13 protein-coding genes and 1 tRNA gene are annotated in these 13,043 nt (G+C 63.2%); 8 read left to right on the plus strand and 6 right to left on the minus strand.

Annotation, left to right across the window (positions count from 1 at the left end; genetic code table 11):
- The first annotated feature begins 8 nt into the window (after nt 1-8).
- From ACTJLC_RS17050 to ACTJLC_RS17060, 3 genes are all read left to right on the plus strand, one after another.
- Nucleotides 9-524, plus strand: a complete 516-nt coding sequence (locus ACTJLC_RS17050) for a ClpXP protease specificity-enhancing factor (RefSeq protein ID WP_440844652.1) — start codon at nt 9-11, stop codon at nt 522-524.
- Nucleotides 525-544: 20 nt separating this feature from the next.
- Nucleotides 545-620, plus strand: a tRNA-Thr gene (locus ACTJLC_RS17055).
- A gap of 770 nt (nt 621-1,390) precedes the next feature.
- Nucleotides 1,391-2,515: a methyltransferase gene (locus ACTJLC_RS17060; RefSeq protein WP_440844654.1), complete on the plus strand. Its 1,125-nt coding sequence runs from the start codon at nt 1,391-1,393 to the stop codon at nt 2,513-2,515.
- On the opposite strand, the gene ACTJLC_RS17065 is transcribed toward ACTJLC_RS17060, so the two are convergent.
- Entirely contained in the window at nt 2,502-3,797 is a 1,296-nt protein-coding gene (locus ACTJLC_RS17065) for a TIGR03862 family flavoprotein (RefSeq protein ID WP_440844656.1), read from the minus strand. The genes ACTJLC_RS17060 and ACTJLC_RS17065 overlap by 14 nt on opposite strands.
- A 367-nt stretch (nt 3,798-4,164) precedes the next feature.
- On the opposite strand from ACTJLC_RS17065, the gene ACTJLC_RS17070 reads away from it, so the two are divergent.
- Nucleotides 4,165-4,374, plus strand: coding sequence for a DUF1059 domain-containing protein (locus tag ACTJLC_RS17070; protein WP_073430978.1), 210 nt, complete (start codon nt 4,165-4,167; stop codon nt 4,372-4,374).
- A gap of 87 nt (nt 4,375-4,461) precedes the next feature.
- Here ACTJLC_RS17070 and ACTJLC_RS17075 read toward each other — a convergent pair whose 3' ends face one another.
- Entirely contained in the window at nt 4,462-4,782 is a 321-nt protein-coding gene (locus ACTJLC_RS17075) for a DNA-binding protein (RefSeq protein ID WP_440844658.1), read from the minus strand.
- 355 nt (nt 4,783-5,137) lie between these two features.
- On the opposite strand from ACTJLC_RS17075, the gene ACTJLC_RS17080 reads away from it, so the two are divergent.
- Complete coding sequence (locus ACTJLC_RS17080; RefSeq protein ID WP_440844714.1) at nt 5,138-5,980, plus strand: class I SAM-dependent methyltransferase; 843 nt, start codon at nt 5,138-5,140, stop codon at nt 5,978-5,980.
- A gap of 84 nt (nt 5,981-6,064) precedes the next feature.
- Here the strand turns inward: ACTJLC_RS17080 and ACTJLC_RS17085 are convergent, their stop codons facing one another.
- Together ACTJLC_RS17085 and ACTJLC_RS17090 are read right to left on the minus strand one after the other, a co-directional pair.
- Complete coding sequence (locus tag ACTJLC_RS17085) at nt 6,065-6,619, minus strand: DUF1415 domain-containing protein (RefSeq protein WP_310133349.1); 555 nt, start codon at nt 6,617-6,619, stop codon at nt 6,065-6,067.
- A 93-nt stretch (nt 6,620-6,712) separates the two neighbouring features.
- Nucleotides 6,713-7,357: a TetR/AcrR family transcriptional regulator gene (locus ACTJLC_RS17090; RefSeq protein WP_440844660.1), complete on the minus strand. Its 645-nt coding sequence runs from the start codon at nt 7,355-7,357 to the stop codon at nt 6,713-6,715.
- Between the two features lie 168 nt (nt 7,358-7,525).
- On the opposite strand from ACTJLC_RS17090, the gene ACTJLC_RS17095 reads away from it, so the two are divergent.
- Complete coding sequence (locus ACTJLC_RS17095; protein ID WP_073430982.1) at nt 7,526-8,809, plus strand: MFS transporter; 1,284 nt, start codon at nt 7,526-7,528, stop codon at nt 8,807-8,809.
- 196 nt (nt 8,810-9,005) lie between these two features.
- Nucleotides 9,006-9,599 carry a nitroreductase family protein gene (locus ACTJLC_RS17100; protein ID WP_176035825.1) on the plus strand — a complete coding sequence of 198 codons (594 nt, stop codon included), beginning with the start codon at nt 9,006-9,008 and terminating at the stop codon, nt 9,597-9,599.
- 55 nt (nt 9,600-9,654) lie between these two features.
- Here the strand turns inward: ACTJLC_RS17100 and ACTJLC_RS17105 are convergent, their stop codons facing one another.
- On the minus strand, nt 9,655-11,130 hold the full coding sequence (locus tag ACTJLC_RS17105) for an MFS transporter (protein ID WP_073430984.1): 1,476 nt from the start codon (nt 11,128-11,130) through the stop codon (nt 9,655-9,657).
- A 191-nt stretch (nt 11,131-11,321) separates the two neighbouring features.
- Between ACTJLC_RS17105 and ACTJLC_RS17110 the strand changes: the two genes are divergently transcribed.
- Entirely contained in the window at nt 11,322-12,572 is a 1,251-nt protein-coding gene (locus tag ACTJLC_RS17110) for an Hsp70 family protein (RefSeq protein ID WP_154874861.1), read from the plus strand.
- A gap of 111 nt (nt 12,573-12,683) precedes the next feature.
- On the opposite strand, the gene ACTJLC_RS17115 is transcribed toward ACTJLC_RS17110, so the two are convergent.
- A complete protein-coding gene (locus tag ACTJLC_RS17115) occupies nt 12,684-12,887 on the minus strand; it encodes a cold-shock protein (RefSeq protein WP_007180251.1) in 204 nt (67 codons plus the stop codon).
- Nucleotides 12,888-13,043: the final 156 nt, after the last annotated feature.

A 13,043-nucleotide genomic window follows, 5' to 3' on the forward strand; every position in this document is an offset into this window, starting at 1 on the left:
GACTGTTGATGCAAGAGATTTCCACCAAACCTTATCTGTTGCGCGCCCTGTACGAATGGTGCACGGATAATGGCTACACGCCGCACATCGCGGTCCGGGTCGACAATCAGACGCGCGTGCCGCGTCAGTTTGTGCGCGACAACGAAATCGTGTTGAACATCAGCTTCGAGGCTACCAGCCAGCTGCAGATGGGCAACGAGTGGATCGAGTTCAGCGCGCGCTTTTCCGGTAAGTCGCACAAAATCGAAGTGCCGATCGCCAATATTCTCGCGATCTATGCGCGCGAAAACGGGCAGGGCATGGCGTTTCCGGTCGAATCGGCGGGCGGCGAGGCGCGGGACTCCGGTGCCGACGCCGTGCCGGCGGACGAAAGCGCTATGCCGGCGGCGCCGCGTGTGGTGGAGACGTCGCCTGCGGCTGCCGATGCTGCTTCAGCCAAAACGGATAGCGCGACCGAGGGCCCCCAGCCTGACGACGACGGATCGAAAGGCGGCGGAAGGGCTCGCCTGAAGATCGTAAAGTGAAGTAGAATTACGGGCTCAAAGCCGGCTTAGCTCATCAGGTAGAGCGCTTGACTTGTAATCATGAGGTGGCGGGTTCGAGTCCTGCAGCCGGCACCAGTAGTACGAAAACGGGTTTCTGAAATGTTCAGAAACCCGTTTTTTTATTCTTGAGCGGAACGTAGTCGTCATTAAATTGCGCCAATAAATATATCGGGTTGCGGCACGGTAAGGGGCCTGCAACCCGATATTCAAGGCGTTAATGGCGCTATTAAAATTTTTAGTGCGTACCTTATTGCTCTCTCAGGTTCTATCATGATTTGTGACCGTGCGCCTTGGCGGTCGGCGATGACTATACATAGGCGATACGGGTCTGTCTATTAGCCGGGCGGTCTGCAAGCGCAGGTTCATGCGTGCGGCATAATCGATTTTAAGCATGGTTAACCCGGTCCGTCGGGCCGCTTGTAACTCTGCGGACTTGAACATTCCATGTTACCCGGTCGCTTATTCATGCTCGCCTTGTAAAGCAAGCGTCCGTGTTTCAGAACTTGGCCGTGAAAGCATCGCCGATTCTTGGCCCCTTGAGGGCCGAAGAGCACCTCGGACGCAAAGCGTTCGTGAGACCTCAAACGGCCGAAATTCACCATATCTCTTTCACCTTGTCGATTGTGGACGATTCAGTCTACATGTGCCGCGCGCAGTAGCGAAAATGCAGTGCCACGGCCAGCCTTGGCCGCGCTCGCCGACGAATAGCCCACCGCGAACCCGAACGACAGGGGTACTATTCGGGGCGTCAGTCGGCATCGCTTATCAAGTACTCCGGCGGGCAACGCCCCCCGACGACGCGATATTTCATTGCGTCACTTCCGCAACACAGATCCCACCTCACCATGACCAGCCCAGCAACCATCACCTGGCCCGAAGCCGACGGTCCCCGCACCGCGCGTTGGCGCTCCGAAGCGGCAGTGCCGCCGCCGAAACGCGTCATCGTCGCGGATGACCGCACGACCGCCGACTCCGCCTATCGTCTCGCCTGCGAAGGCACGGCGCTGTTATGGAACGGCGATTTCCAGAACGCTCGCCAATTGCTGCAGGCGGTCACGCGTCGACTGGAACGCAAACCGCGCAAGCAGGGCGAGACGCCGCTCGACGCCTTCAACCTGCATCGCCAGGCGCAGTCGCAACGCGCCCGCACGCTCGGCATGATCCTGATTCCGCTCGACGCCGCTTACGGCATTCCGTTGCGCCGCGCGCCCGACGTGCAACAGGCTTGCATCGAAACGTATGGTCCGGCCACCGGTGAAGCGTCCGTCGTATCGCTGCGCGAACTGCTTGGTCTGATCGGCGCGCACGAGTGGCGCAAGAAGGGTGTCGAGATTCCCGCGCTGGGCGAGCGCATTCATCCGCACCACGGCGTGTTTTCGCCGGTGCGGGGTGAATATGTGGATCTCGTCGCGCGAACGCCACTGCCCTCGCTGAACAAGGCGTTCGATATCGGCACCGGCACCGGCGTGTTGGCCGCGCTGCTCGCGAGGCGCGGCGTGAAGAAAATCGTTGCGACAGACCAGGACCCGCGAGCGCTCGCTTGCGCCCGAGAGAACCTCGCGCGCCTCGGCTACGACCAGCAAGTCGAAGTGGTGCAAGCGGACTTGTTTCCGGAAGGCCGTGCGCCGCTCGTCGTCTGCAATCCGCCGTGGGTGCCGGCAAGGCCCGCGTCCCCGATCGAACATGCGATCTACGATTCGGAAAGCCGCATGCTGCTGGGTTTTCTCAACGGTCTCGCGGAGCATCTATCGCCGGGCGGCGAAGGCTGGCTCATCATGTCGGATTTCGCGGAGCATCTCGGTTTGCGCACGCGCGAGTGGCTGCTTGCGGCGATCGAAAAGGCCGGGCTGACTGTGGCGGGCCGCGAGGATATTCGTCCGCGGCATCCCAAGTCGACCGACGAAACCGATGCGTTGCATGCGGCGCGCGTGGCTGAAGTGACGTCGCTGTGGCGTCTTAAGGCGCGGTAGGCGATGCGGCGGAGGGGCGCGCGCCCCGCGCCTCAAGATAGGCCAACGCGCCGCGTCCCGCCGCCAAACCGCTGGCGAAGCAGGCGGTGAGAAGATAGCCGCCCGTTGGTGCTTCCCAATCGAGCATTTCGCCCGCGCAGAACATGCCGGGCAGACGCTCGATCATCAGATGCTCGTCGAGCGCCTCAAAGGGAATGCCGCCGGCGGTGCTGATCGCTTCCGCGATCGGCCGGGCCCGCGTGAGCCGCACCGGCAGCGACTTGATGGCATGCGCGAGAACGTTCGCGTCGGCGAAGGCTTCCTTCGACAGAATCTCGTGCAACAAGGCCAGTTTTACCCCGCTAATCCCGATCCGGCCATGCAGATGGCTCGACATCGAACGTGAGCCGCGCGGCCGCGTGACTTCCGCGACGACACGCTCGAGAGTCAAGCCTGGCGCCAGATCCAGACTGATTGTCACGTCGCCGTCGGCGAGAATCCGGTCCCGAATAGCCGCCGATAACGCGTAAATCAGGCTCCCTTCCAGGCCCGTTTCGGTCAGAAGTATTTCACCTTGTCGATTGTGGACTTTGTTGTCTACGCCAGCGAGTGAAATGGCCACCGGCTTGACCGGCTGGCCCGCGAAACGCTCGCGCAGATAAGGGTTCCAGTCGGCGTCGAAGCCGCAGTTGGCGGGTTGCAGGGGCGTCAGCGGCACATCGCGCGCTGCCATGAGCGGCACCCAGGCGGCGTCCGATCCGAGGCGTGGCCAGCTTGCGCCGCCGAGCGCGAACACCACGGCATCGCAAGTCACGACTTGCGGGCCGCCGGGCGTGGCAAACCGCAGCGCATGCGTGGCGTCGCCGGCGTCGCTCTCAACCCAGCCAATCCACTTGTGGCGCATATGAAACCGCACGCCCGCTTCTCTCAATCGATGCAGCCACGCCCGCAGCATCGGCGCCGCTTTCATATCGGTCGGGAAAACGCGGCCCGAACTGCCGACGAAGGTTTCGACGCCCAGCTCGTGCAGCCAGGCGCGCAAAGCGTCGGGACCGAAGGCGTCCAGCAACGGCTCGATCCGCTCGCGGCGCGCGCCGTAGCGGTCCAGAAACGGTCCGAGCGGTTCGGAATGCGTGATGTTCATGCCGCCTTTGCCCGCCATCAGGAATTTGCGGCCGACCGACGGCATCGCGTCATACACGTCGACCAGCACGCCATGTCGGGCAAGCGCCTCGGCAGCCATCAAGCCGGCGGGGCCGCCGCCGATCACGGCGACGCGGGCGGAATCGAAGGAGGATGACATGCGGTCCTGCGGATGAGCGGAAGAGGCGGTGCGTCAGCGGGATCGGACGATCGCGCGGCGCGAAGGGCGCTATTTTCACACCGTGGGCAGCGCAGGGCAAACGCGCGGCTGAGCCGGCAGGCCGAAAAAAGCTGGGTTCGGGCGTTTGCGTATCGGCCCGGTTTGCGTTTGCCGCTTCGGGACCGACCCGCGCGACCTATACTTTTCACATACCTTCCACCGGACGCAGTGTCGCGTTTTCCGCCTCGAACCAGCCCACGATTTCACGCTGCCCGCGCTGCCCTAACGGCCGCGTGACGGCGGGCGACGGAGTTCGCGCGTCTGTTCCCTGTCCGGATGTTCTGAAGGTTGATACCAGGAGACTGCCATGAGCCGCAAATATATCGACTGTCGCGAATTCCCGAGCGAGATGAACTGCACCGTTGCCATGTCCGCCGACAGCGAGGACGAATTACTCGACGCAGCCGTGCAGCACGCGGTTTCGGTTCACAAACACGAGGATTCGCCGGAACTGCGTTCGCAGCTCAAGACCCTGTTCCATGAAGGCACGCCGCCGGTCGAAGCGCCGCGCGCGTGATGTGTCGCCCTTCCGCCAGAAGGGATGCCGGCTGACCGGTGCGAGCGGCCGCGTGCCGCCCGCGCGGGTCGCGGCGTGACGTCGGTTTTAGCTGGGGTAAGCCTCGTCCACCTTGAGCCCGGCGAGCTTGAAAATGACCCGCAACGTTTGCGGTTTGATGTCGCGCCTCGATGCGAGCGTGGTCATCACGAAATCGAGTACTTTTGCGTATTTCAGCATCGTCAGGCAGGTTTCCATATCGACGCTGCCGTCGCGCATGATTTCCGCCAGACGCAGAATTTCCGTGGAAATGTCGCGCGCCATCTCCAGTTCGAGTTGCTGCTTCTCGGACCAGACCGGCGTGGCAGTGAGTTTCGCCAGCATTTCCTGAAACTTCTGTTCGACGTTTCCGTTGGGTATCGTATCCATTGCCGCCTCTGTTATATCCGAGCGCGTCCGCTCGGGATCGCGGCGCGCTTCTGGTTACGTAACATTAGGTCCCTGTTCCGGGACCGCCCTCCCCACCTGCAGCCGGTTCGCCGATTGAAGCACGGCGCTGGCAATCCGTTGTCATCGGCGGCACGGCTTACCTTGCCGGGGAGCCGGCCCGCAAGCTGTTTTGCGCGCTGTTCGAGCAGAAAACATTCCAGATCGTCGACCTTTTTCGCATGATTCGCCCGGCTCCTTCGGTGAGCGGGCCGCGCTTTGGGTAAACTGCCAGCAACTTTTCCCTTTTTCCGTCACCTGTCGCACGTTCGCGTTGCAATCGGCGGCGGTTTCCACGATGTCCAGCAAAACCCACGAAATCCGTCCGAACCAGTCCGTCGAGCTACTGAAAGAGCTTCACATCCTCACGCGCGACGGCAAGATGAACCAGGACAGCCGCCGCAAGCTGAAGCAGGTCTATCACCTTTTTCAGTTCATCGAGCCGCTGCTCAAGGACCTCAAGGACAAGCAGGGCGCCTTGACGCTCGTCGACCACGGCGCGGGCAAGTCATATCTAGGTTTTATCCTGTACGACCTTTTCTTCAAGGAATTTCAGGGCGCCGCTGGTGGGGCTTCGCACATTTACGGCATCGAAACGCGCGAGGAACTGGTCGCGAAGTCGGAAGAACTGGCCGCTCGGCTCGGCTTTACGGGGATGTCCTTCCTGAACCTGTCGGTGGCCGACTCGATCACGTCCGAGCGCTTGCCGGCCGAGATCGACATCGTGACGGCGCTGCATGCCTGTAATACCGCGACCGACGACGCCATCCGCTTCGCGCTGGAAAAGCACGCGAAGTACATCGTGGTCGTTCCGTGCTGCCAGGCTGAGGTGGCGGGCGTGTTACGGCAGAACAAGGGCAAGTCGCTCGCGAACGCGTTGACTGAAATCTGGCGGCATCCGCTGCATACGCGGGAATTCGGCAGCCAGATCACGAATGTGCTGCGCTGCTTGCAGTTGGAGGCGCACGGCTATCAGGTGAGCGTGACCGAACTGGTCGGGTGGGAGCATTCCATGAAGAATGAACTCATCATTGCCCAATATAAGGATTTGCCAAGGCGGCGGCCGGCCGAGCGGCTTAATGAGGTGATGGAGACGCTTGGAATCGGGGAGTTGAAGGAGCGTTTTTTCGTGTCCGGCTGATTTCGCTTTCCGCAGGCGACTTTTAACAGTGGCTGCCCGACGCCGCTACCGTTGCCGCTGCCGTTGCATGGCCGCCGCCATGAATCACCGCTTCATCAGTTCGTTCCACCCGGCGAGGCCGATCCGTCGAAGGGTTGCCTGATTTCGCTCATAAATAGCCTCAGCGTCGGGGAAAGCCTCGACAGCGCGCTCGATGCTGTCCTCGCGCAGCAAATGCAAAATCGGATAAGGCGCCCGATTGGTGTAATTCTCGATGTCGTCGGGTTCGCTGCCTTCGAACTGGTAATGAGGATGAAAGCTGGCGATCTGAATCGAGCCTTCGAGCCGAAGCTGCTTGAGCATCCGCTCGGCGAAAAACAGGCAATCGTTGTACTCGAGAAAATCGCCGAGCGCGCGCGGCAGAATCAATAGCGTGGTATCGACGGCGTCAGGATCGGACGCAAGCAGCGTCTGCAACTCGGCTTCGAGGTCGGTCAACACCGCTTCCATATTCACGGCGTCGCTGACGGCATAGCGAATCTGCCCCTTCACGTGCACTGCTTTGGCGAAGGGGCATAAATTCAGTCCGATCACGGCGTGGGTCAGCCAGTGGCGGGTGGCGGCAACGACGGCATCATGGGATTCGGCAGGCAACGACATGGCACGCAGCGAAAGGGGAAAGCGCCATTTTAACGGCGCGGACCGTGGCCGATCCGCGCCTCGCGACGGTGAAACCGCACAGCCGGCTCCAGCTCAACCTCTAGCCGCCGCCCCGCCGCATGCCGCGGCGATCAACTGCGCGGCGACTTTCGGCGCGGCGAGAATCGGTCCGCATCCGGGGCCATAGGTCTGACTGGCCGCGTACACGCCTTCGATCAGCAAGCCGAGCGCGTTGGCGAGCGCCACCGGATCGTCGGCGCCTGCGCCAGTCGCCAGTTCGGTGAGTCGCGCCAGCAACCGTTCCTTGTTGCGAAACACGAATTGCCGCGCCGGATGCGCCGCGTCGGGAAACTCCACCGACACGTTCACGAACGGACAGCCGCGGTAGCCCTCGATCGACGCTCGCACCGCCAGGTCGTCGAAATACTGCTGAAGCTGCTTTGCCGGCTCGCCCGGATGCTTCGCGAAGCTCCGTTCCACATAGCCGAAGAACTGCTCGTCCTTGCGCTCCAGATAAGCCATCACCAGTTCGTCTTTCGACGAAAACTGGCGGTACAGGCTCATCTTGTTCACGCCCGCGCGTTCCACCACCGCATCGACGCCGACCATCCGCACGCCCTCGCGGTAGAACAACTCGTCCGCGGCGCGCAGCAGATGCTGCTGCGCCTGTGGCCCGGCCGTTTGCGCGCTGCGCGCGCGCCGGGGACCGGCCGGCTTGTGGGTTTCGCTGTGGGACATGGTAAGCACCTGAAAATTAAATCGACGCCTTGACATGTTACCGACCAGTAACTAACATCGCAACACCGTTGTGACTGAGCTGTCACAAACCCTTTACCGAAGCCGTCATAGTGCGAACGGCGAATGCGAACGGCGCCGTTCTTGTGAGCGGTGTCGACTGGAGAACCGATGAACTGGGCAGCGAGACTGATTGGCGGACGTTTCCACTATGGCTGGTTGACTGTCGCCGTGGTGTTCCTGGTATTGCTGGCGGCGGCGGGCACGCGCGCCACGCCGAGCGTGATGATGGTGCCGCTCGAGCATCAGTTCGGCTGGAGCCGGGCGACGATTTCTCTCGCGATCTCCGTGAATATCGCGCTCTACGGCCTGATGGGGCCGTTCGCAGCGGCGGCGATGCAGCGCTTCGGCGTGCGTCCCACGCTGCTGGCCGCGCTCGGCACGATGGCCGCGGGCGTAGCGCTGTCGTCGCTGATGACGCATCCGTGGCAGATGGTCCTGATCTGGGGCGTGATGGTCGGCGGCTCGACGGGCGTCGCGGCGCTGTCCTTGTCCGCGACGGTGGTGACGCGCTGGTTCACCACGCGCCGCGGCCTCGTCATGGGCATTCTCACGGCCAGTTCGGCCACCGGCCAACTGGTGTTCCTGCCGATGCTCGCGGCCATCGCCCAGCACCACGGCTGGCGCCCGGTGGTGTGGGTGGTCGCGCTGGCGGCGGCGATCGTGTTGCCGCTGGTCGCGTTCCTGTTGCCGGAGCGCCCGGCCGACATGAAGCTGCGTCCGTACGGCGAACCGCACGACGCGCCCGCCGCAGCGCCCGCTACGAAGCAGAATCCATTGGCAATCGCTTTCGGCACGCTCGCCATGGCGAGCAAGACGCGTGACTTCTGGCTGCTGTTCTTCAGTTTCTTCATCTGCGGCGCGAGTACCAACGGTTACGTCGGCACCCACCTGATCGCGATGTGCGGCGACTACGGCATGACCGAAGTGCAGGGCGCGTCGCTGCTCGCCGCGATGGGCATCTTCGATCTGTTCGGCACGACGCTTTCCGGCTGGCTTTCCGACCGCTTCAACAGTCGCGTGCTGCTGTTCTGGTACTACGGGCTGCGCGGCTTGTCGCTGATGTATCTGCCGCACGCGTTCGGCATCGACTTCTTCGGCCTGCCGCTGTTCGCGGTGTTCTACGGCCTCGACTGGATCGCCACCGTGCCGCCCACCGTGCGTCTCGCCACCGACGTCTACGGCAAGGAAGCGGCGCCGGTGGTGTTCGGCTGGGTGGTCGCCGGCCACCAGTTGGGCGCGGCGTTCGCGGCGCTCGGCGCCGGCATGCTGCGCGCGAGCCTCGGTACGTACACGGTGGCGTCGATGATTTCGGGCGGCCTGTGTCTCGTCGCCGCCGTGATCGTGTTGCGCATCAACCGGCCCGCCAAGGTGCCGGAACCGCAGGCGATCTAAGGCCGCGCCCGCGCCCGCGCCCGCGCGCGGGGCACGGCGAAGCGAAGCCCGACAAACGGCCCCACTGGGGCCGTTCGCATTCCAGCCGACGCAAAAACCACCCCGCATAGGATGAAGCGCGCGCGGCGAAGCCCGGTTATGCTATGTGACCCCGGGCAGCCGCCCGTCGACCATGAATTTCGACCGAGAGAAGCGCATGACCAACAAACCCGCCCCTACCGAAGTCGCCATCCACGAGTTGATTGCAGGCCGCTGGAGCCCGCGCGCTTATTCGAGCGAGCCGGTGAGCCGCGACAACCTGCGTTCCGTGCTCGAGGCGGCTCGCTGGGCGCCGTCTTCGTATAACGCGCAGCCGTGGCGTTTCGTCGTATTCGACCGCAGCGTCGACGAAGTCTCGTTCAAGCAGGCCTTCGCCACGCTGGTGCCGTTCAATCAGGGCTGGAATGCGCAGGTGCCGGTGCTGATCGCGGTGACCACGCACACGCTCACGAGCAAGGGCGAAGTGAATCGCTGCGCACCCTACGATGCGGGCGCGGCGGCGATGGCGCTGGTGTTGCAGGCGCACGCGCTCGGCCTCGCCGCGCATCAGATGAGCGGCTTCGATCCGAATGCGTTCCGCGCGGCATTCCAGCTCCCGAAGGACGTTGAAGTGATCGCGATGATCGCGCTTGGCCATTACGGCGAGGTCGACAAGCTGGACCCGGTGCTGCGTGAGCGGGAGAAATCGGCGCGTCAGCGTCTTCCGCTGGCGGACATCGCTTACGGCGGCGGCTGGAAGAAGGCATTCTGAGCGGTTCGCCGCCCAGGCGGTGATGGAAAAACGCGCGGCGCCGGCCGCGCGTTTTTTATTCCTCGTCGTCCAGCACGCTCGACAGCGGCCTCGCGACGTGCTCGAGCGACCTGCGCTCGGCATCCACGCCCCAGATCGCCGCGATCACCGCGGCCGCGAGCATCAGCGCCGAGCCGACCAGATAGCCCGAAAACACCTCGCTGCGCTGATGCGTGTCGATCAGCCTGCCGAAGAACGCCGGGCCCGCGATGCCGCCCAGCGCCGTGCCGAACGCGTAAAACACCGCGATCGCCAGCGCGCGGATCTCCAGTGGAAACGATTCGCTGACCGTCAGATACGCCGAACTCGCGGCCGCCGATGCGAAGAAGAAAATCACCATCCATGCGATCGTCTGCGTGACGACGGTGAGCATGTGCTGCTCGAACAGGTAGCCGCTCAGCGTCAGCAGAACCGCGGATATGCCGTAGGTCGCCGCGATCATCTTGCGCCGTCCGATCACGTCGAAAAGCCGGCCGAGGACCAGCGGTCCGAGGAAATTGCCGAGCGCGAAGGGCAGCAGATACCAGCCGATATGCGCGGGCGGCACCTGGTAAAAATCGGTGAGCACGAGCGCGTAGGTGAAGAAGATCGCGTTGTAGAAGAACGCCTGCGCGGTCATCAGCGACAGCCCGACCAGCGCGCGGCGCCGATGCACGTTGAAAAGCGTGTGGAACACCTCGCGCAGCGGCGTATGTCCGCGCGCGCGCAGCCGCAGCGCAATGAGTTCATGGTCCACGAGCGTGTGACCCTCGCGGCGAAAGCGCGTTTCGAGCGCTTCGACGATCGAGCGCGCGTCGGGCTCGCCGCCGCGGGTCAGGAGCCAGCGCGGGCTTTCCGGCACCCAGACACGCATCGGCAAGATCACCAGCGCCAGCACCGCGCCGATGAAAAAGCACGCGCGCCAGCCCCAATCAGGCGGCAGCAGATTCGGATCGAGCAGCACCAGCGAGCCCGCCGCACCCAGCCCCGCGCCAACCCAGAAGGTGCCGTTGATGCCGAGATCGGTCCAGCCGCGCACGCGGGCCGGCGTGAATTCCTGGATTGTCGAATTGATCGCCGTATATTCCCCGCCGATACCCGCGCCGGTCAGAAAGCGAAACAGCAGGAAACTGGCCAGATTCCACGAAAACGCGGTTGCTGCCGTGGCGGCCAGATAGAGCGCGAGCGTGATGAAGAACAGCTTGCGACGGCCGAGCCGGTCGGTCATCCAGCCGAAGCCGAGTGCCCCGAGCACGGCGCCGGCGATGTAAGCACTACCGGCGAGGCCCACGTCTGCGTTCGTGAATTGCAACGTGGGGCTCGCCTTCAACGCGCTCGCCACCGCGCCCGCCAGCGTCACTTCGAGACCGTCGAGCAGCCACGTCACGCCCAACGCCACGACGATCAGCGAGTGAAAGCGGCCCCACGGCAAGCGGTCCAGCCGCGAAGGCAGGTCCGTTTCGACGACGGCGGTGTTTTTTTCGCGGACGGCGGCGGTTGGCGGCGCGCTCATTGCTCAAAGTCTCCTCAATGTCATAAATTGGCGGCGTAACCTGTTGGCGTGAGCAATTTGCGTTCCGCCCGACAGGCCTGTGGGTTTTGTTGCGGATGCGCCGGAAGCGTCAGTTGATGCCCGTTGGGATTTCGTGATACAAAGCCGCTCCCCCCTTCTGTCCGCGCCAGCCGTGAGCGGCGATTCCTGCCATGAACTATTGCGCGATCGACTTCGGTACTTCCAACTCGGCCGTGGCTGTCCCCGACGGCGCGGCGCTGAAGCTCGCGCCGGTCGAGGGCGCCTATACGACGCTGCCCACCTCGGTGTTTTTCAACACCGACGAAGACACCCGCGAATTCGGGCGGGCTGCGCTGGCAGCGTATATCGACGGTTTCGACGGCCGCCTGATGCGCTCCATGAAGAGCATTCTGGGCTCGCCGCTCGCCGAGAATTCGACCGAGTTGGGCGACGGTTCGGCGATCAAGTACACCGAGGTTATCGCGATTTTTCTCGATCACCTCAAGCGGTCGGCGGAAAAAAGCGCCGGCGGGCCGATCAATCGCGCGGTGCTGGGCCGCCCGGTGTTTTTCGTCGACGACGATCCGCGCGCCGATCAGATGGCGCAGCAGCAACTCGAAGCGGCGGCGCGCTCGGTCGGTCTGCGGGAAATTCACTTTCAGTATGAGCCGATCGCCGCCGCGTTCGACTACGAATCGCATCTGACGGCGGAAGGACTCGTGCTGGTGGCGGACATCGGCGGCGGCACCTCGGACTTTTCGCTGGTGCGCGTCGGGCCGGAGCGGATGAAGCGCGTCGAGCGCAAGGACGACGTGCTGGCCCATCACGGCGTGCACGTCGCGGGCACCGATTTTGACCGCCGCGTCGAATTGGCGACGATCCTGCGCGAACTCGGCTATCAGGCGCTCGACCCGGAAGGCCGCGAAATCCCGAACCGGGTCTATTTCGATCTGGCGACCTGGCATCTGATCAACACCGTCTACGCGCCGAAGCGAGTCGGCGAACTCGCGCTGATGCGGCATCTGTTCACCGAGGTCAAGCATCACGACCGCCTGATGCGTGTCGTGGAGCGCCGCCTGGGGCATGCGCTCGCGGCGCACGCCGAAGAGGCGAAGATCGGCGTGGCGGCGGGCGGCGAAACCGTGATCGATCTCGACGAAGTGGAAGACGACCTGCGCCTCGCCTTCGACGAAGCGCAGTTGATCAAGGCCGGCCAGGACGAGACGCGCCGCATCGTGCAGGCCGCACGCGACACGGTGCAGGCGGCCGGCATCGCCACGCGCGACGTCAGCGCGATTTACTTCACGGGCGGCTCGACCGGTTTGGCGTTTCTATCGGGTGCATTGGCGGCTGCATTTCCAGACGCCAAAGCGGTATTCGGCGACCGTCTCGCCAGTGTCGCGACGGGCCTCGGTATTCACGCGCGGCGTCTGTTCGGATAAACCCGAATCACCAGTCGCATACTGCGAAGATAATCAGCGCATAGCATTACGACGAATATAAAAAAACCCCGCCGAGGCGGGGTTTTTTGCGTCCTGAAGGGAGCGCTCTGCTTACACCGGCTTGATGTTGGCAGCTTGCTTGCCCTTCGGGCCCGTCTTCACTTCAAACGTGACCTTTTGGTTTTCTTGCAGCGTCTTGAAGCCTTCCGTGCGGATTTCCGAGAAATGCGCGAACAGATCTTCGCCGCCGCCGTCCGGCGTGATGAAGCCAAAGCCCTTTGCGTCATTGAACCACTTGACGGTACCGGTTTCCATATTACTTGTTCCTAAAGATGGTAAATAAGGCCGAAGCCCAATGGGTGCATGAAAATCAAGGAAGGGGGTAATGGGACCAACCGGAGTACCGTTGATGGGCGAACTACGAAAGACCAATTCACTCGCCGCTTGAAATCCTGCCCGGACGTTATACGG

Origin of the sequence: Paraburkholderia sp. 22099, assembly GCF_052045835.1 — a bacterium.
Lineage (GTDB): Bacteria > Pseudomonadota > Gammaproteobacteria > Burkholderiales > Burkholderiaceae > Paraburkholderia > Paraburkholderia terricola.

Coding starts and splice junctions, on each gene's coding strand:
- ACTJLC_RS17105 (WP_073430984.1), bottom strand. CDS start 11,130: ATGAGCGCGCCGCCAACCGCCGCCGTCCGCGAAAAAAACACCGCCGTC.
- ACTJLC_RS17090 (WP_440844660.1), bottom strand. CDS start 7,357: ATGTCCCACAGCGAAACCCACAAGCCGGCCGGTCCCCGGCGCGCGCGC.
- ACTJLC_RS17100 (WP_176035825.1), top strand. CDS start 9,006: ATGACCAACAAACCCGCCCCTACCGAAGTCGCCATCCACGAGTTGATT.
- ACTJLC_RS17080 (WP_440844714.1), top strand. CDS start 5,138: ATGTCCAGCAAAACCCACGAAATCCGTCCGAACCAGTCCGTCGAGCTA.
- ACTJLC_RS17095 (WP_073430982.1), top strand. CDS start 7,526: ATGAACTGGGCAGCGAGACTGATTGGCGGACGTTTCCACTATGGCTGG.
- ACTJLC_RS17065 (WP_440844656.1), bottom strand. CDS start 3,797: ATGTCATCCTCCTTCGATTCCGCCCGCGTCGCCGTGATCGGCGGCGGC.
- ACTJLC_RS17050 (WP_440844652.1), top strand. CDS start 9: ATGCAAGAGATTTCCACCAAACCTTATCTGTTGCGCGCCCTGTACGAA.
- ACTJLC_RS17110 (WP_154874861.1), top strand. CDS start 11,322: ATGAACTATTGCGCGATCGACTTCGGTACTTCCAACTCGGCCGTGGCT.
- ACTJLC_RS17075 (WP_440844658.1), bottom strand. CDS start 4,782: ATGGATACGATACCCAACGGAAACGTCGAACAGAAGTTTCAGGAAATG.
- ACTJLC_RS17115 (WP_007180251.1), bottom strand. CDS start 12,887: ATGGAAACCGGTACCGTCAAGTGGTTCAATGACGCAAAGGGCTTTGGC.
- ACTJLC_RS17070 (WP_073430978.1), top strand. CDS start 4,165: ATGAGCCGCAAATATATCGACTGTCGCGAATTCCCGAGCGAGATGAAC.
- ACTJLC_RS17060 (WP_440844654.1), top strand. CDS start 1,391: ATGACCAGCCCAGCAACCATCACCTGGCCCGAAGCCGACGGTCCCCGC.
- ACTJLC_RS17085 (WP_310133349.1), bottom strand. CDS start 6,619: ATGTCGTTGCCTGCCGAATCCCATGATGCCGTCGTTGCCGCCACCCGC.